Source organism: Streptomyces sp. NPDC034099 (genome assembly GCF_055575415.1).
Map to the genome: position 1 here is coordinate 95605 of NZ_JBVISR010000020.1, position 21475 is coordinate 117079.

The window sequence follows — 21475 nt, forward strand, 5'->3', positions numbered from 1 at the left end:
TCGTCCGGGCCGATGCGGTGGGCGGCAGGAAAGGTGGGGTCCCCGTCATTGCAGACGTACGGCGGCGGGGCCAAGAATCGACGGCATGGCACAGCGAACCGGCCGAACCGTTCTGGTGCTCCTCTTCGACGACGTCCAGAGCCTCGATGTCACCGGCCCCGTGGAGGTCTTCGCGGGCGCGGAGACGCACACGCCGGGCACCTACCGCATCCGCACGGCCTCCCTGGACGGCGCTCCCGTGCGCACCTCCAGCGGTCTGACCGTCGTACCGGACCAGACACTCGGCGACGGGCCGGCACCGGACACCCTGGTGGTCCCCGGCGGCCAGGGCTCGCGGAACCCCGACCCGCGCCTGATCGGCTGGCTGCGCGAGCACGGACCCGGCGCCCGGCGTCTGGTCTCCGTCTGCACCGGGGCGATCCTGCTGGCCCGGGCGGGGCTGCTGGACGGCCGCCGTGTCACCACCCACTGGGCCTACAGCGGCCGGCTCGCCCGCGACCACCCGGCCGTGGACGTCGATCCCGACCCCATCTACATCCGGGACGGGAACGTGTCCACGTCCGCCGGCGTCACCTCCGGCATCGACCTCTCCCTCGCACTGGTGGAGGAGGACCTGGGCCGGGACGTCGCCCTGACCGTCGCCCGGCACCTGGTGGTGTTCCTGCGCAGGCCGGGGAACCAGGCCCAGTTCAGCGCCCAGCTCGCCGCCCAGACCGCGCGCCGGGAACCGCTGCGCGACGTGCAGCAGTGGATCACCGAGCATCCCGGCGCCGACCTGAGCGTCGAGTCCCTCGCCGCCCGCGCCAGCCTCTCGCCGCGCCACTTCGCCCGCGCCTTCCGGGCGGAGACCGGCACGACGCCGGGCCGGTACGTCGACCGGGTCCGCCTGGAGCACGCCCGCCGGCTCCTGGAGGACACCGGCGACGGCGTCGAGGAGGTCTCCCGCGCCAGCGGCTACGGCACCCCGGAGGCCATGCGCCGCGCCTTCCTCAAGGCCCTCGGCGCCTCACCCGCGGAGTACCGCCGCCGCTTCCGCCCCGCCCCGGCGCACTGAAGCCCCTACCCGCACCACCGTCCACCGACCGACCGACCCCGGGAGGAAACACGTGCAGATCGCCATCGTCCTCTTCGACCGCTTCACCGCCCTCGACGCCGTGGGCCCGTACGAGATCATGAGCCGCGTTCCGGACGCCGAGACCGTCTTCGTCGCCGAGCGGACCGGCCCGGTCCGCAACGACACGGGCAGCCTGGCGCTCACCGCCGACCGGACCCTGGCGGACCTGCCCGCCCCGGACGTCGTCGTCGTCCCGGGCGGCCCCGGCCAGGACGCGCAGATGGACAACGAGACCCTGCTGGACTGGCTCCGCGCCGCCGACGCCACCAGCACCTGGACCACCTCGGTCTGCTCGGGCTCGCTGCTGCTCGGCGCCGCGGGCCTGCTGAGCGGCCGCCGCGCCACCTCGCACTGGCTGGCCCTTGACCTCCTGAAGCGGTACGGCGTGGAGCCGACCGGGGAACGGGTCGTCACCGACGGCAAGTACGTCACCGCGGCCGGCGTCTCCGCCGGCATCGACATGGCACTCACCCTGGTCGGCCGGATCGCCGGCGACGAGCACGCCCAGGCGGTGCAACTGCTGACCGAGTACGACCCGCGGCCGCCCTACGACGCGGGTTCCCCCGAGAAGGCGCCCGCCTGGCTCGTCGAGGAGTTCCGCACCGGGAACCGCTTCACCCTCACGTAGGCCCGCTCCAGCCGAAACGCGGCTGCCTGCGCTCCAGGAAGGCGGCGACCCCCTCCGCGGTGTCGCCGCTGCCGCGCGCCTGCGCGGCCCAGTGTGCGTCCCGGTCCGTGCGCCCGTTCGCGAACTCCTTCGCCGCCGCCTGTGTCAGCAGCGAGCGGGACGCCAGCACCCGGGTGAACTCCGCCACCCGCTTGCCCAGTTCGCCCTCCGGCAGCACCTCGTCCACCAGACCGGTGCGCAGCGCCCGTGCGGCGTCGATCAACTCCCCGCTGAACAGCAGGTACTTCGCGGTGGCGGGCCCCGTCAACGCCACCAGCCGCCGGGTGGCGGACGCCGGATACACCACCCCCAGCTTGGCCGGGGTCACGCCGAACAGCGCCGTCTCCTCGGCGAACCGCAGGTCGCACGCCGCCGCCAGCTGCGCCCCGCCGCCCACGCAGTGCCCCCGGATCGCGGCGAGCGTCGGCTTGGGGAACGCGGCGAGGGCCTCCTCGGCCCGCACCGCCAAGCCCTGTGCCTCCTCGGCCGACTCGCGCAGGGCCGAGATGTCGGCACCGGCGCAGAAGGTCGCGCCCTCGCCGGTCAGCACCAGCGCCCGCACCCCGGGATCGGCGGCCAGGTCGTCGAGGACGCGGGGCAGCGCCCGCCACATCGCGGCCGTCATGGCGTTGCGCTTGGCCGGGTGGTGGACGACGACGGTGGCGACCGAGTCGGCGACCCGGTGCAGCAGCTGCGGCTCCATGGGCCGGATGCTATCCACCGGCCCTGTCGCGGCCGGCGGCCGGGCAGGCGGGTCAGGAACGGTCCCGTGTCATGCGCCAACGATCAGAAAACGCTCGATACCTGCTGACTTGTGTTCAGGCGTCCGGGGCGGCGTGGTGTGTTACCAACACTCGGGGGTGTGGTGACAATCGATCCCAGGGGTGGCGACCGGACGATGGACGAGACCGGGCCCACCGGGCCGCTGCCGTACGAAGGTGTCTGGCGGTTCACCGCCCCCGCCGTGGACGCCTCGGTGCCGCAGGCCCGGCATGCGGTGCGCGACCTGCTGACCCGCCAGGGCGTGCCGGTCTCCGACGACGTGACGCAGGCCCTGCTGCTGATCGTCTCGGAGCTGGTCACGAACGCGGTCCGGCACGCGGCGGTGCTCTCACCGGTGCTCGCCGTGGAGGTCGCCGTCGGACCCGAGTGGGTGCGGGTGGCCGTGGAGGACGACCACCCCTACCGTCCGACCGCGCTGGAGACCGACCACGGCCGCACCGGCGGCCGCGGCCTGCTCCTGGTCCGTGAGATCACCCGGGAGGCGGGCGGAGCCTGCGACGTGGCCCACACCGCGAGCGGCGGCAAGGTGATCTGGGCCGCCCTGCCGCTCAAGCACGCGGTGCGTTAGGTCACCAACCCGTGGAGGGTCCGGTCAGTTCGCGGACGGCCGGCCGGGCCGCGTCAAGCACCGTCATGAACCACGCCGAGAAGGTGTCCCGCGCGTGCCGCTCGGTCAGCTCCGCCGGGGACACGAAGACCGTGTCCGCCACTTCCTCGGGGTCCGGGCGCGGCTCGGCCTGCACCAGGCCGACGAAGAGGTGGTTGTACTCCTGCTCGACCAGCCCCGAGGCCGGGTCCGGGTGGTTGTAGCGCACCGTGCCCGCCTCGGCGAGCAGGGAGGGCGACACCCCCAGCTCCTCGTACGTCCGCCGGGCCGCCGCGGCGAACGGCGCCTCGCCCGGGTAGGGGTGGCCGCAGCAGGTGTTCGACCACACGCCGGGGGAGTGGTACTTGCCCAGGGCCCGCTGCTGGATCAGCAGCCGCCCCCGCTCGTCGAAGAGGAACACGGAAAAGGCGCGGTGCAGCCGGCCCGGCGGCTGGTGCGCGGAGAGCTTCTCCGCGGTGCCGATCGTCACGCCGTTCTCGTCGACCAGTTCCAGCAAAATCGCGTCTGCGGTGCCGTTCGACGAGCTGGGCGTCGCGGTGGCAGGAGTGATCGGCATACCCATCCTTCACATCGGTCCTCGCGCCCCAAGTGTGCCGTACGAATCCGGCACTCTCGGCACTTCCCGGCACACCCGCATGTCCCGCGTGCCCGCGTCGGCACCGGGGGCGGCCGGCCGGACACCGAGCAGGGGCCCGATGAGTGATCGTTCCCGGGGCCGCGCCCCCGGAACCCTTCCGTCGGAGCGACCGGCGGCGCGTGCCGGTGCGTGCGCGCCCCCGTCGTCCGCCGTGTCGCCCCTGCTCAGTGGCAGAGCCGGGCCTCGTGCTCCGCGTGACCGCTGGGCTCCAGCTGGAAGGTGCAGTGCTCCACGTCGAAGTGGTCGCCCAGGCAGCCCTGCAGCTCGTGGAGCATCTTCTCGTGGCCGATCGCGTTCAGCGCGTCGCCGTTCACCACCACGTGCGCCGAGAGCACGGGCATGCCCGAGGTGATGGTCCACGCGTGCAGGTCGTGCACGTCCTCGACCCCGTCCAGGGCCAGTATGTGGGCGCGCACCTCGGCGATGTCCACGCCCTTGGGGGCCGCCTCGAGGAGCACGTCCAGGGTCTCGCGCAGCAGGCGCCAGGTGCGCGGGACGATCATCAGACCGATGAGCAGCGACGCGATCGGGTCGGCCGGCTGCCAGCCCGTGGCCAGGATCACCAGCGCCGAGACGATCACCGCCAGGGAGCCCAGCGCGTCGGCGGCCACCTCCAGGAAGGCGCCGCGCACGTTCAGGCTCTCCTTCTGGCCGCGCATCAGCAGCGACAGCGACACCATGTTCGCCACCAGGCCGATCGCGCCGAAGACGACGGTCGGGCCGCCCGCGGTGTCGGCCGGCGTGACGAACCGGTCGATCGCCTCGTACAGGACGTAACCGCCGACCCCGAGCAGCAGCAGGCAGTTGGCCAGGGCGGCGAGGATCTCGGCGCGGGCGTAGCCGAAGGTGCGGCGGTCGCTGGGCGGGCGGCTCGCGAAGTGGACGGCCAGCAGGGCCATGCCGAGCCCCAGGGCGTCCGTCGCCATGTGCGCGGCGTCGGCGATCAGCGCGAGCGAGTCGGCGAGCAGCCCGCCGACGATCTCGACGACCATGACGGTGAGGGTGATCGCCAGCGCCGCCCGCAGCCTGCCCCGGTAGGCGGCCGTCGCCGTCCCACCGGTGTGGCCGCCGTGCGCGTGCCCGTGATCGTGCCCAGCCCCCATGGGAAAGCCGCCTCCCTGTGCGTACCGGCGTCCGGTGTCCCGGCGCCCGGATGACAGTCAACTACGGGTAGGGGGTATCGGGCAACGCGGCACTGAACACCGTTGTCATCTGCCCTGACCTGCGAAAACGTTCCGCAGGTCAGGACGCTGGAAGGTATCCGGAGGTGCTGCTTCCGCCCTGCGGCGCACACGGTCGCCGAGGGCCGCCCTGACCCTGTGCGCACGACCGCCGACACAGTGCGATGTCCGCGATGCCCGGTCTGGGAGCGCGGTTTGTGGGGCGGGCCCCGCATCCACGATGATGATCGCGGCAAAGGCGGGAGCAAGCGGCGTCGACCGACCGTGAAACGGGCGGTGAACACGGCGTTCCCCGCATCCGATAACCTCTGCCGACATGCCGCCCGGGTGCCCCAGGCACGGGCGCTCCACCATGCACAGGCCCGGCGCCCAGGCGCCGGCACCAGGGAGTGAGTTCGGTTGCCGACCGCCATCCTCACCGGTCAGCCGGTCCCCGGTTCGTCGATCGAGAGCGAGCTGCGGTCCCTGGGCTTCGACGTGCACCTCGCCTCGGGTGCCGCCGACACCGAGACCCTTCTGGCCCGGGCCCCGGGCGAGGAACGGGTCGCCGTGGTCGACGCCCGCTTCGTGGGCCACCCGCACGCCCTGCGCCTCGGTCTCACCGACCCCCGCTTCCCGCTCGCCGCGATCCCCGGCGCCGTGACCGCCCAGCCGGCCGCCCGCCAGGCACTGACCCGGGCGATGGCACGCGAGAACTCCGCGGGCGGCGGCACCGTGCTCGCCGTGGAGAGCCTCGCCGACCGGATCACCGCCGCCCTCGACGCCGACGGCGCCGACGTGCACCGCCCCGAGCTGGGCAGCCTCGTCGCCGCCGTCCCCGCCGACCCGCAGGCCCGCAACGAGGCACGGCAGGCCGTCGCCGCCGTCGACGACGAGGCCGTACGCCTGAAGTCGGCGGTCAAGGCCCGCGACGGCTTCGTCACCACCTTCCTCATCAGCCCGTACTCCCGCTACATCGCCCGCTGGTGCGCGCGGCGCGGGCTGACGCCCAACCAGGTCACCACGGCCTCGCTGATCACCGCGCTCATAGCGGCGGGCTGCGCCGCCACCGGCACCCGCGCCGGGTTCGTCGCCGCCGGTGTGCTGCTCATCGCCTCCTTCGTCCTCGACTGCACCGACGGACAGCTGGCCCGCTACTCCCTGCAGTACTCCACGCTCGGCGCCTGGCTCGACGCCACCTTCGACCGGGCCAAGGAGTACGCCTACTACGCGGGCCTCGCCCTCGGAGCCGCCCGCGGCGGCCATGACGACGTCTGGGCCCTCGCGCTCGGCGCGATGGTCCTCCAGACCTGTCGCCACGTCGTCGACTTCTCCTTCAACGAGGCCAATCACGACGCCTCGGCCAACACCAGCCCCACCGCCGCCCTCTCCGACAAGCTCGACAGCGTCGGCTGGACGGTCTGGGTGCGCCGCATGATCGTGCTGCCGATCGGTGAACGCTGGGCCATGATCGCGGTGCTGACCGCGCTCACCACGCCCCGGATCACCTTCTACGCGCTGCTGATCGGCTGCGCGTTCTCCGCGACCTACACCACCGCCGGCCGCGTGCTGCGCTCGCTGACCCGCAAGGCCGTGCGCACCGACCGGGCGGCGAAGGCGCTGGCCGACCTCGCCGACTCCGGACCGCTCGCCGAGGCCGCCGCCAGGGGCCTGCGCACCGCCGCCCGCCGACTGCCCGGCTTCACCGCCCCCGCCGTCGCCCTCCTCGGCGGTGCCGCCGTCGTCGCGACGGCCGCCCTCACCGACTTCGGCGGCCCCTGGCCGCTCGTCGCCGCGATCGTCTACGTGCTGACCTCGGCGCTCGCCGTCGCCCGCCCCCTCAAGGGCGCCCTGGACTGGCTGGTCCCGCCGTTCTTCCGGGCCGCCGAGTACCTCACCGTCCTGGTACTGGCCGCGAAGGCCGACGTGAACGGGGCCCTTCCGGCGGCTTTCGGGCTGGTGGCCGCGGTCGCCTACCATCACTACGACACGGTCTACCGCATCCGCGGCGACGCGGGCGCGCCGCCGCAGTGGCTGGTGCGGACGATCGGGGGGCACGAGGGCCGCACGCTGGTGATCTGCGTGCTGGCCGTGCTGCTCACCGCCACACAGTTCAAGGTCGCGCTCACGGTCCTCGCCGTGGCCGTGGCACTCGTGGTGCTCGTCGAGAGCATCCGCTTCTGGGTCGCCGCCCACAAGGTCGGCGCACCCGCCGTACACGACGAAGGAGAACCCGCATGATCGGCCTCGTGCTGGCGGCCGGCGCCGGCCGGCGTCTGCGTCCCTACACCGACACCCTGCCCAAGGCACTGGTGCCGGTCGGCCCCGAGGGGGCGGAGGACAGCATCACGGTGCTGGACCTGACCCTGGCGAACTTCGCCGAGGTCGGCCTGACCGAGGTCGGGATCATCGTCGGCTACCGCAAGGAGGCCGTGTACGACCGCAAGGAGGAGCTGGAGCGGAAGTACGGCGTCAAGCTCACCCTCATCGACAACGACAAGGCCGAGGAGTGGAACAACGCCTACTCCCTGTGGTGCGGCCGTGACGCCCTCAAGGACGGCGTGATCCTCGCCAACGGCGACACCGTGCACCCGGTCTCCGTCGAGAAGACCCTGCTCGCCGCCCGCGGCGACGGCAAGAAGATCATCCTCGCCCTCGACACGGTGAAGAACCTCGCCGAGGAGGAGATGAAGGTCGTCGTCGACCCCGACAAGGGCGTCCAGCGCATCACCAAGCTGATGGACCCCGCCGAGGCGACCGGCGAGTACATCGGCGTCACCCTCATCGAGGGCGAGGCCGCCGCGGAGCTGGCCGACGCGCTGAAGGCCACCTTCGAGCGCGACCCGCAGCTGTACTACGAGGACGGCTACCAGGAGCTGGTCAACCGCGGCTTCAAGGTCGACGTGGCGCCGATCGGCGACGTCAAGTGGGTCGAGATCGACAACCACGACGACCTCGCCAAGGGCAGGGAGATCGCGTGCCAGTACTGACGAGGCTCATCCCGTCGCCGGTCGTCGTCGACATCCGCGCGGGTGCCCTCGACGACCTGGGGGGTGTGCTCGCCGACGAGCGCATCTCCCACTCGGGCAAGCTCGCCGTCGCCGTCAGCGGCGGTTCCGGCGCCCGGCTGCGCGACCGCGTCGCCCCGTCCCTGCCCGGCGCCGACTGGTACGAGGTCGGCGGCGGCACCCTGGACGACGCCATCAAGCTCGCCGGCGCCATGAAGGGCGGCCACTACGACGCGGTCGTCGGCCTCGGCGGCGGCAAGATCATCGACTGCGCCAAGTTCGCGGCGGCGCGCATCGGCCTCCCGCTGGTCGCCGTGCCGACCAACCTCGCGCACGACGGCCTGTGCTCCCCGGTCGCCACCCTCGACAACGACGCGGGCCGCGGCTCCTACGGTGTGCCCAACCCGATCGCCGTCGTCATCGACCTGGACGTCATCCGCGCGGCTCCGGCCCGCTTCGTGCGCGCCGGCATCGGCGACGCCGTCTCCAACGTCTCCGCGATCGCGGACTGGGAGCTGGCCAACCGGGTCAAGGGAGAGAAGATCGACGGCCTGGCCGCCGCGATGGCCCGCCAGGCCGGTGAGGCCGTGCTCCGGCACCCCGGTGGCATCGGCGACAACGACTTCCTCCAGGTGCTGGCCGAGGCGCTGGTGCTCACCGGCATCGCCATGTCGGTCTCCGGCGACTCGCGGCCTGCCTCCGGCGCCTGCCACGAGATCAACCACGCCTTCGACCTGCTCTTCCCCACCCGCGCGGCCTCCCACGGCGAGCAGTGCGGCCTGGGCGCGGCCTTCGCGATGTACCTGCGCGGGGCCCACGAGGAGTCCGCCCACATGGCCGGGGTCCTGCGGCGGCACGGGCTGCCGGTGCTGCCCGAGGAGATCGGGTTCACGCCCGAGGAGTTCTTCCGGGCCGTGGAGTTCGCCCCCCAGACGCGGCCCGGCCGTTACACGATCCTCGAGCACCTCGACCTGAAAACCGACCAGATCAAGGACCTGTACGCCGACTATGTCAAGGCCATCGGTAGCTGAACTACGCCCGGTCGTCCATCCCGCGGGGGTCAAGGACCGGCGCAGCGGTGAGCACTGGGCGGGACGCCTCTACATGCGCGAGGTCTCGCTGCGGATCGACCGCTACCTGGTGAACACCAGGATCACGCCCAACCAGCTCACGTACCTGATGACCGTCTGCGGCGTGCTCGCGGCCCCGGCGCTGCTCGTGCCGGGCATCTGGGGCGCGGTGCTCGGCGTGGTCGCGGTCCAGCTGTACCTGCTGCTGGACTGCGTCGACGGCGAGATCGCCCGCTGGCGCAAGCAGTACTCGCTCGGCGGCGTCTACCTGGACCGGGTCGGCGCCTACCTGACCGACGCCGCCGTCCTGGTCGGCCTCGGCCTGCGCGCCGCCGACCTCTGGGGCACCGGACGCATCGACTGGCTGTGGGCCTTCCTCGGCACCCTGGCCGCCCTCGGCGCGATCCTGATCAAGGCCGAGACCGACCTGGTGGGTGTCGCCCGGCACCAGAACGGGATGCCCCCGGTCAAGGAGGCCGCCTCCGAGATCCGCTCCTCCGGCATGGCGCTGGCCCGCCGGGCCGCCGGGGCGCTCAAGTTCCACCGGCTGATCCTCGGCATCGAGGCGTCCCTGCTGATCCTGGTCCTCGCCATCGTCGACCAGGCGCGCGGCGACCTGTTCTTCACCCGCCTCGGCACCGCCGTACTCGCCGGCATCGCGCTGCTGCAGACCCTGCTGCACCTGGTGTCCATCCTCGCCTCCAGCAGGCTGAAGTGAGCGCGCCCATGAAGGTCGGCGCCGTCGTCATCACGATGGGCAACCGCCCCGAGGAGCTGCGCGCCCTGCTCGACTCGGTCGCGAAGCAGGACGGCGACCCGGTCGAGGTGGTCGTGGTCGGCAACGGCTCGCCCGTCCCGGAGGTGCCGGACGGCGTGCGCACCGTCGAACTGCCCGAGAACCTGGGCATCCCCGGCGGCCGCAACGTCGGCATCGAGGCCTTCGGACCGGGCGGCAGCGACGTCGACGTCCTGCTCTTCCTCGACGACGACGGCCTGCTCGCCCGCACCGACACCGCCGAGCTGTGCCGCCAGGCGTTCGCCGCCGACGACGAGCTGGGCATCATCAGCTTCCGCATCGCCGACCCGGAGACCGGCGAGACCCAGCGCCGGCACGTCCCGCGGCTGCGCGCCTCGGACCCGATGCGCTCCTCCCGCGTCACCACCTTCCTCGGCGGCGCCAACGCCGTGCGCACCCGCGTCCTCACCCAGGTCGGCGGGCTGCCGGACGCGTTCTTCTACGCCCACGAGGAGACCGACCTGGCCTGGCGGGCCCTCGACGCGGGCTGGATGATCGACTACCGGTCCGACATGGTGCTGAACCACCCCACGACCGCGCCGTCCCGGCACGCGGTCTACCACCGCATGGTCGCCCGCAACCGGGTCTGGCTCGCCCGCCGCAACCTCCCCGCGCTCCTGGTCCCGGTCTACCTCGGCGTCTGGATGCTGCTCACGCTGCTGCGCCGGCCGTCGCGACCTGCCCTGAAGGCGTGGTTCGGCGGCTTCCGCGAGGGCTGGGCCACCCCGTGCGGTCCCCGCCGGCCCATGCGGTGGCGTACGGTGTGGCGCCTGACCCGGCTGGGCCGCCCCCCGGTGATCTGACAAGCTCGTACCCGAGAGCGTTCCGGCCCCGACCGGGGCCACCAGGTCCATGCCAGGCCCGCGCGGCCGAGCGTTTCCGAAGACGAAAGTTTCCACCAGTGAGTGAGACAACGCACGACGGCACGGTCGCCATGACCAAGCCCGTGTCGCCCGACGAGGGCCTCACACCGGCCCGGCTCGCCGCCAAGTACGGGCTGTCCGTGAGCGGTGCCAGACCGTCCCTCATGGAGTACGTCCGTCAGCTCTGGGGCCGGCGGCACTTCATCCTCGCCTTCTCCCAGGCGAAGCTGACCGCCCAGTACAGCCAGGCCAAGCTCGGCCAGCTGTGGCAGGTGGCCACCCCGCTGCTGAACGCGTTCGTCTACTTCGCGATCTTCGGCCTGATCCTCAACGCGGGCAAGGGCATGCCCAAGGACGTGTACATCCCGTTCCTGGTGACGGGGGTGTTCGTCTTCACCTTCACCCAGTCCTCCGCGATGGCGGGCGTGCGCGCCATCTCCGGCAACCTCGGACTGGTGCGGGCGCTGCACTTCCCGCGCGCCTCGCTGCCCATCTCCTTCGCGCTCCAGCAGCTCCAGCAGCTGCTGGCCTCGATGATCGTCCTGTTCGCGGTGGTCATCGGCTTCGGCAGCTACCCCTCGCTGTCCTGGCTGCTGGTCGTGCCGGCGCTCGTGCTGCAGTTCCTGTTCAACATGGGCCTGGCGCTCATCGTGGCCCGCATGGGGGCCAAGACGCCGGACCTGGCCCAGCTGATGCCGTTCATCATGCGGACCTGGATGTACGCGTCGGGCGTCATGTTCTCCATCCCGATCATGCTGGAGGACAAGCCGGCCTGGCTCGCGGACGTGCTCCAGTGGAACCCGGCCGCCGTCTACATGGACCTGATCCGCTTCGCGCTGATCGACGGGTACGGCTCCGAGAACCTGCCGCCGCACGTGTGGGCGGTCGCGCTCGGCTGGGCCGTGGTCCTCGCCGTGGGCGGCTTCGTGTACTTCTGGAAGGCGGAGGAGAGGTACGGCCGTGGCTGAGCAGCAGCAGGACCAGCGGGTGCCGACGGTCATCGCGGACGAGCTGCACATCGTCTACCGCGTCAACGGCGCCAGGACCGGCAAGGGCAGCGCCACCGCCGCCCTGAGCCGCATCCTCAAGAGAGGTGAGGAGCGGGGCGTGCGCAAGGTGCACGCCGTGCGCGGGGTCTCCTTCACCGCGTACCGGGGCGAGGCCATCGGCCTGATCGGCTCCAACGGCTCCGGCAAGTCGACGCTGCTGCGGGCCATCGCCGGCCTGCTGCCCGCCGAGCGCGGCAAGGTCTACACCGACGGCCAGCCCTCCTTGCTCGGTGTGAACGCGGCCCTGATGAACGACCTGACCGGTGAGCGGAACGTCATCCTCGGCGGACTGGCCATGGGCATGACCCGCGAGCAGATCAAGGAGCGCTACCAGGACATCGTCGACTTCTCCGGCATCAACGAGAAGGGCGACTTCATCACCCTGCCGATGCGCACCTACTCCTCCGGCATGGCCGCCCGGCTGCGCTTCTCCATCGCCGCCGCCAAGGACCACGACGTCCTGATGATCGACGAGGCCCTGGCCACCGGCGACCGCAAGTTCCAGACCCGCTCCGAGGAGCGCATCCGGGAACTGAAGAAGGAGGCCGGCACCGTCTTCCTGGTCAGCCACAACAACAAGTCCATCCGCGACACCTGCAACCGGGTCCTGTGGCTGGAGCGCGGCGAGCTGCGCATGGACGGCCCGACCGACGAGGTGCTCAAGGAGTACGAGAAGTTCACGGGCAAGTAGCCCGACACACCGGGGCCCCGCCGGAACCGTTCCGGCGGGGCCCCGCGTGTGCAAAGGAAACGTCAACTCCTGGCGTTCTCAGGAATCTTGAAGTCGATGGGTGTGTTGTTGTGATGCGCCGTGCACCCCGACGGACGCCCGTGAGTTGTACAACGTAAGCTGTACCGGTCCCGAATCGCGGCACATGGGGCGATAATGCCCGACACCCTTGAGCGGGCCTGCCGCGCGGGTGGCGGGGCGGCGTGTCCGAAATAGTGTGTATTGGGTCGGCAGTGTAGAACGGGAGATGTGACGGCAATGGCTACGGAAACTCCCCAGCTCCGCGAAGCGTGCGCCGTCCCCGCCCAGGGCAGCCCGCGATGACGGCCACCGACACGGCGCACGCCGTCGATCCGGAGCGCGGCACCCTAGCCAAGGCCGCCGACGAGAACTTCCCCGTCGCCCCCTTCTTCCTGCCCCGCGCCTGGCGCACCGACCTGATGGCGGTGTACGGCTTCGCCCGCCTCGTCGACGACATCGGTGACGGCGACCTCGCCCCGGGCGGAGCGGACGCCCGCCTCCTTGGCGTCCCCGAGGACCGTGCCGACGACCGCCTGCTGATGCTGGACGCCTTCGAGGCGGACCTGCGCCGTGTCTTCGACGGCTCCGACGGATCGGACGGCTCCGAGGGCCCGCCCCGTCACCCGCTGCTGCGCCGTCTGGTGCCCACGGTGCGCCGCCGCGCGCTGACCCCCGAGCCCTTCCTCGGCCTGATCGCCGCCAACCGCCAGGACCAGCTGGTCGCCCGGTACGAGACGTACGACGACCTCCTCGCCTACTGCGAGCTGTCCGCCAACCCGGTCGGCCGTCTCGTCCTGGCCGTCACCGGCACCTCCACCCCCGAACGGATCCGCCGCTCCGACGAGATCTGCACCGCCCTGCAGATCGTCGAGCACCTCCAGGACGTCGCCGAGGACCTGGGCCGGGACCGCATCTACCTGCCTGCCGAGGACATGAAACGTTTCCACGTCCAGGAGACGGACCTCGCCGCGCCCACCGCCAACGCGTCCGTGCGCGCCCTGATCGCCTACGAGGCCGGGCGCGCCCGCGACCTGCTGAATGAAGGAGCCCCCCTGGTGGGTAGCGTCCACGGCAGGCTGCGGCTGCTCCTGGCGGGCTTCGTGGCGGGGGGAAGGGCGGCGCTCCGCGCGATCGCCGCGGCGGATCACGACGTACTTCCCGGCCCGCCCAAGTCAGGCAAGGTCCACTTGCTGCGCGAGGCGGGCGTGGTCCTGCGAGGAGAGGGGTGATCGGGTCCGTGGAGTCGTCAGCGAACACGTCGGCACCGGTGCTCGCCGCCTACAGCTACTGCGAGGCCGTCACCGGTCAGCAGGCACGTAACTTCGCCTACGGCATCCGGCTGCTGCCCACGCCCAAGCGGCGGGCGATGTCCGCGCTGTACGCGTTCTCGCGCCGGGTCGACGACATCGGCGACGGGGTGCTGGCGGACGACGTCAAGGTCGCCCGGCTGGACGAGACCCGGGCCGTGCTCGCCCGGATCCAGGACGGCGCGGTCGACGAGGACGACACCGATCCGGTCGCCGTCGCCCTCGCCCACGCGGCCCGGCGGTTCCCGATCCCGCTCGGCGGCCTGGACGAGCTGATCGACGGCGTCCAGATGGACCTGCGGGGCGAGACCTACGAGACCTGGGACGACCTGAAGGTCTACTGCCGCTGCGTGGCGGGCGCCATCGGACGCCTCTCGCTCGGCGTCTTCGGCACCGAACCGGGGCCGCGCGGCGCCGAGCGCGCGCCCGAATACGCCGACACGCTCGGTCTCGCGCTCCAGCTCACCAACATCCTGCGCGACGTCCGGGAGGACGCCGAGGGCGGGCGCACCTACCTGCCCGCCGACGACCTCGCCAAGTTCGGCTGCTCGGCCGGCTTCGACGGGCCCACTCCACCCGAGGGCTCCGACTTCGCGGGCCTCGTGCACTTCGAAGTGCGTCGGGCCCGCGCCCTTTTCGCCGAGGGCTACCGGCTGCTGCCCATGCTCGACCGGCGCAGCGGCGCCTGCGTGGCCGCCATGGCAGGCATCTACCGCCGCCTCCTGGACCGCATCGAGCGCGACCCCGAGGCCGTGCTGCGCGGCCGGGTCTCCCTGCCGGGACGCGAGAAGGCGTACGTCGCCGTGCGCGGTCTGTCCGGCCTCGACACCCGGCACGTCACCCGGCGGACCGTCAGGAGGCGCGCCTGATGGACACACCGGGCACACTGGACGCCCAGGACCCGCACGGAACCACCGGCGGACAACGGCGGGCAACCCTCCGGTGGCGGTCGGCGTCCCTGACTGAGACGGTCGGCCGTACGCCGTTCAAACACCACGGCGACCGGACAGGGAAGGGCGCACCATGACGCAGGGCAACGGCACGCGCGAGGGCGGCGTGCTCGCGGACGTCCCGGCCCTCGGCCCCGGCGGACACGCCGTCGTGGTCGGCGGCGGACTCGCGGGGGTCACCACCGCGCTCGCACTCGCCGACGCCGGCGTGCGCGTCACCCTGCTCGAAGGGCGCCCACGCCTCGGCGGGCTCGCCTTCTCCTTCCAGCGCGGCGACCTCACCGTCGACAACGGCCAGCACGTGTACCTGCGCTGCTGCACCGCCTACCGGTGGTTCCTCGACCGGATCGGCGGAGCGGCGCTCGCACCGGTGCAGAACCGTCTCGACGTGCCCGTGGTCGACCTGGCGCGGCCCGAGGGCAACCGGCTCGGCAGACTGCGGCGCGACGCGCTGCCCGTACCCCTGCATCTGGGGCGCAGCCTGGCGTCCTACCCGCACCTCTCCCTCGCCGAACGCGCCTCGGTGGGGCGTGCCGCGCTCGCGCTGAAGGGGCTCGACCTCGCCGATCCGGCCCTGGACACCCAGGACTTCGGCAGCTGGCTGACCGCGCACGGCCAGTCGGCGCGCGCCGTCGAGGCCCTGTGGGACCTGGTCGGGGTCGCCACCCTCAACGCGGTCGCGGGCGACGCCTCGCTGGGGCTCGCCGCGATGGTGTTCAAGACCGGTCTGCTGTCCGACCCGGGAGCGGCCGACATCGGGTGGGCCCGCGTCCCGCTGGGCGAACTGCACGACCGGCTGGCCCGCAAGGCGCTCGACTCCGCGGGCGTCCGTACCGAGGTCCGTACACGCGTCACCTCCGTCTCTGTAAACGAGAACGGCGGCTGGAGCGTTCAGGTTCCCGACGAGACGCTCGAAGCGGACGCGGTCGTCCTCGCCGTACCCCAGCGCGAGGCGTACGACCTGCTGCCGGACGGAGCGCTGGACGCTCCGGAGAATCTTCTGCGGATCGGCACCGCGCCGATCCTCAACATCCACGTGGTCTACGACCGCACGGTGCTCGCCGCACCGTTCCTCACGGCCCTCGGCACCCCGGTGCAGTGGGTGTTCGACCGTACCGAGGCCTCCGGCCTGAAGGAGGGTCAGTACCTGGCGCTCTCCCAGTCGACGGCGCAGAACGAGATCGACGAGCCCGTGGCCGCGCTGCGCGAGCGGTACCTGCCGGAACTGGAGCGGCTGCTGCCCCGCACCCGGGGTGCCGAGGTGAAGGACTTCTTCGTGACCAGGGAGCGCACCGCGACGTTCGCCCCCGCCCCCGGCGTCGGCCGCCTGCGGCCCGGCGCCCGCACCAAGGCACCCGGCCTCTACCTGGCCGGGGCGTGGACCGCCACCGGGTGGCCCGCGACCATGGAGAGTGCGGTTCGCAGCGGTGTCGGAGCGGCGGCCGCCGCGCTCGGCACCCCGGGCCGGTCCCGCGGCCTCCTGCCCGACTTCTTCGAGGAGGCGGCGTGAGAGCCGATCCACGCGGGACCGGCTCCCGCACTCCCGGCACCGCAACTGGAGGAAAGACTGTGCCCACTGTGCCCCCGGCCGCCAAGGCCGATCGACGGACCACGGTGGACGTGACCGCGCTTCTGGAGCGCGGCCGGACCCTGGCCACGCCGGTCCTGCGGGCGGCGGTCGACCGACTGGCCCCTCCCATGGACACCGTCGCCGCCTACCACTTCGGCTGGATCGACGCCCAGGGCAACCCCGCGCACGGTGACGGCGGCAAGGCCGTCCGCCCCGCGCTCGCCGTGCTCTCCGCCGAGGTGACCGGTGCCGCGCCCGAGGTCGGCGTGCCCGGCGCGGTGGCCGTGGAACTGGTGCACAACTTCTCCCTCCTGCACGACGACCTGATGGACGGCGACGAGCAGCGCCGCCACCGCGACACCGTCTGGAAGGTGCACGGCCCCGCCCAGGCCATCCTGGTCGGCGACGCCCTGTTCGCACTGGCCAACGAGGTGCTGCTGGAACTGGGCACCGTCGAGGCCGGCCGCGCCACCCGCCGGCTGACCAAGGCCAGCCGCGCCCTCATCGACGGTCAGGCCCAGGACATCTCCTACGAGCACCGCGACCGCGTCAGCGTCGAGGAGTGCCTGGAGATGGAGGGCAACAAGACCGGCGCCCTGCTCGCCTCCGCCAGTTCCATCGGCGCGGTGCTCGGCGGCGCCGACGAGCGCACCGCCGACACCCTGGAGACGTACGGCTACCACCTCGGCCTCGCCTTCCAGGCCGTCGACGACCTGCTGGGCATCTGGGGCGACCCGGACGCCACCGGCAAGCAGACCTGGAGCGACCTGCGCCAGCGCAAGAAGTCGCTGCCGGTCGTCGCCGCCCTCGCCGCCGGGGGGCCCGCCTCCGAACGGCTCGGCGAGATCCTCGCCGCCGACGCCAAGGCCAGTGACTTCGCGAACTTCTCGGAGGAGGAGTTCGCGGCCCGCGCCGCCCTCATCGAGGAAGCGGGCGGGCGGGAGTGGACCGCCGACGAGGCGCGTCGCCAGCACAGCATCGCCATCGAAGCCCTCGACGCCGTCGACATGCCCGACCGGGTGCGGGACCGGTTCACGGCACTCGCGGACTTCGTCGTCGTACGAAAGAGATGATCATTATCGGTCGAATAGCCCTCGCGTAGTCGCCGGCCGGGGTCGTGGAGACACGAGCACCGGCCGACGGCGGACCCAGCAGACGCACCACGCACACTGCACGAAGGGGAAGCCATGACAGCGACGACCGACGGAAGCACCGGGGCCTCCCTGAGGCCCCTGGCAGCCTCGGCCAGCGACACCGACATCACCATCCCCGCCGCGGCGGCCGGGGTACCAGAAGCCGCCGCACGCGCCACCCGGCGCGCCACCGACTTCCTGCTCTCCCGGCAGGACGACGAGGGCTGGTGGAAGGGCGACCTCGAGACGAACGTCACGATGGACGCCGAGGACCTGCTCCTGCGTCAGTTCCTGGGCATCCAGGACGAGGAGACCACCCGCGCCGCCGCCCTGTTCATCCGCGGCGAGCAGCGCGAGGACGGCACCTGGGCCACCTTCTACGGCGGCCCCGGCGAACTGTCCACCACCATCGAGGCCTACGTCGCCCTCCGCCTGGCCGGCGACGCGCCCGACGCGCCCCACATGGCGCGGGCCGCCGAGTGGATCAGGTCCCGCGGCGGCATCGCCTCCGCCCGGGTCTTCACCCGGATCTGGCTGGCCCTGTTCGGCTGGTGGAAGTGGGACGACCTGCCCGAACTCCCGCCGGAGCTCATCTACTTCCCCACCTGGGTCCCGCTCAACATCTACGACTTCGGCTGCTGGGCCCGGCAGACCATCGTGCCGCTCACCATTGTCTCCGCCAAGCGGCCGGTGCGTCCCGCGCCCTTCCCGCTGGACGAACTGCACACCGACCCGGCCCGCCCCAACCCCACGCGCCCGCTCGCACCGGTGGCCAGCTGGGACGGCGCCTTCCAGCGCATCGACAAGGCCCTGCACGCCTACCGCAGGGTCGCCCCGCGCCGTCTGCGCCGGGCCGCGATGAACAGCGCCGCCCGCTGGATCATCGAGCGGCAGGAGAACGACGGCTGCTGGGGCGGCATCCAGCCCCCGGCGGTCTACTCGGTGATCGCGCTCTACCTGCTCGGCTACGACCTCGAACACCCCGTGATGCGCGCGGGACTCGAGTCGCTGGACCGTTTCGCCGTGTGGCGCGAGGACGGGGCCCGGATGATCGAGGCCTGCCAGTCCCCGGTGTGGGACACCTGCCTGGCCACCATCGCGCTGGCCGACGCGGGCGTGCCCGAGGACCACCCGCAGCTGGTCAAGGCGTCCGACTGGATGCTGGGCGAACAGATCGTGCGCCCCGGCGACTGGTCGGTGAAGCGGCCCGGACTCCCGCCCGGCGGCTGGGCGTTCGAGTTCCACAACGACAACTACCCCGACATCGACGACACCGCCGAGGTGGTGCTCGCCCTGCGCCGGGTCAAGCACCACGACCCGGAGCGGGTGGAGAAGGCCATCGGCCGCGGGGTGCGCTGGAACCTCGGCATGCAGTCCAAGAACGGCGCCTGGGGCGCCTTCGACGTCGACAACACCAGCGCCTTCCCCAACCGGCTGCCGTTCTGCGACTTCGGCGAGGTCATCGACCCGCCGTCGGCGGACGTCACCGCGCACGTCGTCGAGATGCTCGCCGTCGAGGGCCTCGCCCACGATCCGCGCACCCGCCGCGGCATCCAGTGGCTCCTGGACGCGCAGGAGGCGGACGGCTCGTGGTTCGGCCGCTGGGGCGTCAACTACGTCTACGGCACCGGGTCCGTGATCCCCGCCCTGACCGCCGCCGGGCTGCCCACCTCGCACCCGGCCATCCGGCGCGCGGTGCGCTGGCTGGAGTCCGTCCAGAACGAGGACGGCGGCTGGGGCGAGGACCTGCGCTCCTACCGCTACGTCCGGGAGTGGAGCGGCCGGGGCGCCTCGACCGCCTCGCAGACCGGCTGGGCGCTGATGGCCCTGCTGGCGGCGGGGGAGCGGGAGTCCAGGGCCGTGGAGCGCGGCATCGAGTGGCTGGCGGCCACCCAGCGGGAGGACGGCTCCTGGGACGAGCCCTACTTCACGGGAACCGGATTCCCGTGGGACTTCTCCATCAACTACCACCTCTACCGCCAGGTCTTCCCGCTCACCGCGCTGGGCCGGTACGTCCACGGGGAGCCCTTCGCCAAGAAGCCCCGCGCGGCCGAGGCACCCACCGAGACCGCCACGGCCGAGGTGAAGGGCAGCTGATGACCCCGCAGACCGGCCCGTCCCCGCTGCTGATCGCCTGCGCGCTCGGCATCGAGCACCTCGCCCTGCGCACCGGCGACCGCGCCGGCGCCGGCGGGCCGGTCACCGTCCTGCGCACCGGCATGGGCCCCAAGGCGGCCGAACGCTCGGTCACCCGGGTCCTCGCCGACCCGGGGCTCGAGTCCGCCGCGGTGCTCGCCACCGGCTTCTGCGCGGGACTGGCCCCCGGCATGCACCCCGGCGACCTGGTCGTCGCCGAGGAGACCCGGGACCCGCGCTCCACCGTCGCCTGCGTCGCGACCGACCGGCTCGTCAAGGAACTCGCGCGAGCCGTCCCCGGGCGCACCGTCCACACCGGGCCGCTGACCGGCTCGGACCACGTCGTCCGCGGCCCCGAACGCGCCGACCTGCTCGCGACCGGCGCGATCGCCGTGGACATGGAGTCCGCGGCCACGCTCCTGAGCGCCGTCCGCACGGGCCCGCGCCCGGTTGCGGCCGTCCGAGTGGTCGTGGACGCTCCAGAACACGAACTCGTCCGGATCGGCACCGTGCGCGGTGGAATATCGGCTTTCCGCGTTCTTCGATCCGTTCTTCCCGCATTTTTCGAATGGCACCGTTCTTTGTTGCTCCCCCGGAGGTGAGCCCAGATGGCCATGCCCCTGCGCCAGTCCATCAAGGTCGCTACATACCTGGCCGAACAGAAGATTCGCCGACGGGACAAGTTCCCGCTCATCGTGGAGCTGGAGCCGCTCTTCGCCTGCAACCTGAAGTGTGAGGGGTGCGGCAAGATCCAGCACCCGGCCGGGGTGCTCAAGCAGCGCATGCCCGTCGCGCAGGCCGTGGGAGCGGTGCTCGAATCGGGTGCGCCGATGGTCTCCATCGCCGGCGGCGAGCCCCTGATGCATCCCCAGATCGACGAGATCGTGCGGCAGTTGGTGGCCAAGCGGAAGTACGTCTTCCTCTGCACCAACGCACTGCTCATGCGCAAGAAGATGGACAAGTTCACGCCCTCGCCGTACTTCGCCTTCGCCGTGCACATCGACGGGCTGCGCGAGCGGCACGACGAGTCCGTGGCCAAGGAGGGCGTGTTCGACGAGGCCGTGGAGGCCATCAAGGAGGCCAAGCGGCGCGGCTTCCGGGTGACCACCAACTCGACCTTCTTCAACACCGACACCCCGCAGACCATCGTCGAGGTGCTCAACTTCCTCAACGACGACCTCAAGGTCGACGAGATGATGATCTCGCCCGCCTACGCCTACGAGAAGGCGCCCGACCAGGAGCACTTCCTGGGCGTGGAGCAGACCCGCGAGCTGTTCCGGAAGGCGTTCTCGGGCGGCAACCGCGCCCGCTGGCGGCTCAACCACTCGCCGCTGTTCCTCGACTTCCTCGAGGGCAAGGTCGACTTCCCGTGCACCGCCTGGGCGATCCCCAACTACTCGCTCTTCGGCTGGCAGCGCCCCTGCTACCTGATGAGCGACGGATACGTCCCGACGTACCGCGAGCTGATCGAGGACACCGACTGGGACAAGTACGGCCGGGGCAAGGACCCGCGCTGCGACAACTGCATGGCGCACTGCGGCTACGAGCCCACCGCCGTCCTGGCCACCATGGGCTCGCTCAAGGAGTCCCTGCGCGCCATGCGCGAGACCGTCTCCTCGAACCGGGAGTGATGTCATGACCGCCATCCCCTTGGGGCTCCCCGAGGTACCGGTCCGGCCGATCGCCGAGCGGCGCGTGTCGCGGCGGATCCAGGTCGGGCCGGTGGCGGTCGGGGGCGGGGCTCCGGTGTCGGTGCAGTCGATGACGACCACCCGCACCTCCGACATCGGCGCCACGCTCCAGCAGATCGCCGAGCTGACGGCGTCGGGCTGCCAGATCGTGCGTGTGGCCTGCCCCACCCAGGACGACGCCGA

The 21475-nt window shown here is 72.1% G+C and carries 22 protein-coding genes; 19 read left to right on the forward strand and 3 right to left on the reverse strand.

Annotation, left to right across the window (positions count from 1 at the left end):
• The first annotated feature begins 85 nt into the window (after positions 1 to 85).
• Both ACZ56V_RS36450 and ACZ56V_RS36455 read left to right on the forward strand, forming a co-directional pair.
• Positions 86 to 1054: a GlxA family transcriptional regulator gene (locus ACZ56V_RS36450; protein ID WP_398917776.1), complete on the forward strand. Its 969-nt coding sequence runs from the start codon at positions 86 to 88 to the stop codon at positions 1052 to 1054.
• 52 nt (positions 1055 to 1106) lie between these two features.
• Complete coding sequence (locus ACZ56V_RS36455; protein ID WP_398917778.1) at positions 1107 to 1742, forward strand: DJ-1/PfpI family protein; 636 nt, start codon at positions 1107 to 1109, stop codon at positions 1740 to 1742.
• On the opposite strand, the gene ACZ56V_RS36460 is transcribed toward ACZ56V_RS36455, so the two are convergent.
• Positions 1735 to 2484, reverse strand: coding sequence for an enoyl-CoA hydratase/isomerase family protein (locus tag ACZ56V_RS36460; protein WP_468947886.1), 750 nt, complete (start codon positions 2482 to 2484; stop codon positions 1735 to 1737). The genes ACZ56V_RS36455 and ACZ56V_RS36460 overlap by 8 nt on opposite strands.
• Positions 2485 to 2679: 195 nt before the next feature.
• Between ACZ56V_RS36460 and ACZ56V_RS36465 the strand changes: the two genes are divergently transcribed.
• On the forward strand, positions 2680 to 3132 hold the full coding sequence (locus tag ACZ56V_RS36465; RefSeq protein WP_398917782.1) for an ATP-binding protein: 453 nt from the start codon (positions 2680 to 2682) through the stop codon (positions 3130 to 3132).
• Between the two features lies 1 nt (position 3133).
• Here the strand turns inward: ACZ56V_RS36465 and idi are convergent, their stop codons facing one another.
• Positions 3134 to 3727 (reverse strand): isopentenyl-diphosphate Delta-isomerase, encoded by a 594-nt coding sequence (gene idi / locus ACZ56V_RS36470; RefSeq protein ID WP_398917784.1) that lies wholly within the window; start codon positions 3725 to 3727, stop codon positions 3134 to 3136.
• Between the two features lie 245 nt (positions 3728 to 3972).
• Positions 3973 to 4911 carry a cation diffusion facilitator family transporter gene (locus ACZ56V_RS36475; protein WP_398917785.1) on the reverse strand — a complete coding sequence of 313 codons (939 nt, stop codon included), beginning with the start codon at positions 4909 to 4911 and terminating at the stop codon, positions 3973 to 3975.
• Between the two features lie 477 nt (positions 4912 to 5388).
• On the opposite strand from ACZ56V_RS36475, the gene ACZ56V_RS36480 reads away from it, so the two are divergent.
• The 16 genes from ACZ56V_RS36480 to ACZ56V_RS36555 all read left to right on the forward strand — a co-directional run.
• Positions 5389 to 7209, forward strand: a complete 1821-nt coding sequence (locus tag ACZ56V_RS36480) for a DUF5941 domain-containing protein (protein ID WP_468947889.1) — start codon at positions 5389 to 5391, stop codon at positions 7207 to 7209.
• Positions 7206 to 7958 (forward strand): phosphocholine cytidylyltransferase family protein, encoded by a 753-nt coding sequence (locus tag ACZ56V_RS36485; protein WP_356371442.1) that lies wholly within the window; start codon positions 7206 to 7208, stop codon positions 7956 to 7958. The genes ACZ56V_RS36480 and ACZ56V_RS36485 overlap by 4 nt, the downstream gene beginning before the upstream one ends.
• Complete coding sequence (locus ACZ56V_RS36490; protein ID WP_398917791.1) at positions 7946 to 9007, forward strand: iron-containing alcohol dehydrogenase family protein; 1062 nt, start codon at positions 7946 to 7948, stop codon at positions 9005 to 9007. The genes ACZ56V_RS36485 and ACZ56V_RS36490 overlap by 13 nt, the downstream gene beginning before the upstream one ends.
• On the forward strand, positions 8985 to 9764 hold the full coding sequence (locus ACZ56V_RS36495; RefSeq protein ID WP_198601752.1) for a CDP-alcohol phosphatidyltransferase family protein: 780 nt from the start codon (positions 8985 to 8987) through the stop codon (positions 9762 to 9764). The genes ACZ56V_RS36490 and ACZ56V_RS36495 overlap by 23 nt, the downstream gene beginning before the upstream one ends.
• Positions 9765 to 9772: 8 nt before the next feature.
• Complete coding sequence (locus ACZ56V_RS36500) at positions 9773 to 10645, forward strand: glycosyltransferase family 2 protein (RefSeq protein ID WP_356371453.1); 873 nt, start codon at positions 9773 to 9775, stop codon at positions 10643 to 10645.
• 98 nt (positions 10646 to 10743) lie between these two features.
• Positions 10744 to 11673 (forward strand): ABC transporter permease, encoded by a 930-nt coding sequence (locus ACZ56V_RS36505; RefSeq protein ID WP_398917793.1) that lies wholly within the window; start codon positions 10744 to 10746, stop codon positions 11671 to 11673.
• Positions 11666 to 12445, forward strand: coding sequence for an ABC transporter ATP-binding protein (locus ACZ56V_RS36510; protein ID WP_174256579.1), 780 nt, complete (start codon positions 11666 to 11668; stop codon positions 12443 to 12445). The genes ACZ56V_RS36505 and ACZ56V_RS36510 overlap by 8 nt, the downstream gene beginning before the upstream one ends.
• A 359-nt stretch (positions 12446 to 12804) precedes the next feature.
• Positions 12805 to 13734, forward strand: a complete 930-nt coding sequence (gene hpnC / locus ACZ56V_RS36515) for a squalene synthase HpnC (RefSeq protein ID WP_467384205.1) — start codon at positions 12805 to 12807, stop codon at positions 13732 to 13734.
• The gene (gene hpnD, locus ACZ56V_RS36520) at positions 13731 to 14681 is read left to right on the forward strand and encodes a presqualene diphosphate synthase HpnD (protein ID WP_468947893.1); all 951 of its coding nucleotides are present in this window, start codon (positions 13731 to 13733) and stop codon (positions 14679 to 14681) included. The genes hpnC and hpnD overlap by 4 nt, the downstream gene beginning before the upstream one ends.
• Positions 14681 to 14839, forward strand: coding sequence for a DUF6380 family protein (locus ACZ56V_RS36525; protein WP_398917799.1), 159 nt, complete (start codon positions 14681 to 14683; stop codon positions 14837 to 14839). Before hpnD ends, ACZ56V_RS36525 begins: the two co-directional genes overlap by 1 nt.
• Positions 14836 to 16272 carry a hydroxysqualene dehydroxylase HpnE gene (hpnE, locus tag ACZ56V_RS36530; RefSeq protein ID WP_398917801.1) on the forward strand — a complete coding sequence of 479 codons (1437 nt, stop codon included), beginning with the start codon at positions 14836 to 14838 and terminating at the stop codon, positions 16270 to 16272. Before ACZ56V_RS36525 ends, hpnE begins: the two co-directional genes overlap by 4 nt.
• A 68-nt stretch (positions 16273 to 16340) precedes the next feature.
• Positions 16341 to 17405: a polyprenyl synthetase family protein gene (locus ACZ56V_RS36535; protein ID WP_468947900.1), complete on the forward strand. Its 1065-nt coding sequence runs from the start codon at positions 16341 to 16343 to the stop codon at positions 17403 to 17405.
• Positions 17406 to 17519: 114 nt separating this feature from the next.
• The gene (gene shc / locus ACZ56V_RS36540) at positions 17520 to 19562 is read left to right on the forward strand and encodes a squalene--hopene cyclase (RefSeq protein WP_398917803.1); all 2043 of its coding nucleotides are present in this window, start codon (positions 17520 to 17522) and stop codon (positions 19560 to 19562) included.
• Positions 19562 to 20203 (forward strand): phosphorylase family protein, encoded by a 642-nt coding sequence (locus ACZ56V_RS36545; protein WP_398917805.1) that lies wholly within the window; start codon positions 19562 to 19564, stop codon positions 20201 to 20203. The genes shc and ACZ56V_RS36545 overlap by 1 nt, the downstream gene beginning before the upstream one ends.
• A 6-nt stretch (positions 20204 to 20209) precedes the next feature.
• Positions 20210 to 21232, forward strand: coding sequence for an adenosyl-hopene transferase HpnH (gene hpnH, locus ACZ56V_RS36550; protein WP_052842223.1), 1023 nt, complete (start codon positions 20210 to 20212; stop codon positions 21230 to 21232).
• Positions 21233 to 21236: 4 nt separating this feature from the next.
• A partial coding sequence (locus tag ACZ56V_RS36555; protein WP_333752895.1) for a flavodoxin-dependent (E)-4-hydroxy-3-methylbut-2-enyl-diphosphate synthase occupies positions 21237 to 21475 on the forward strand: 239 nt, incomplete at its 3' end.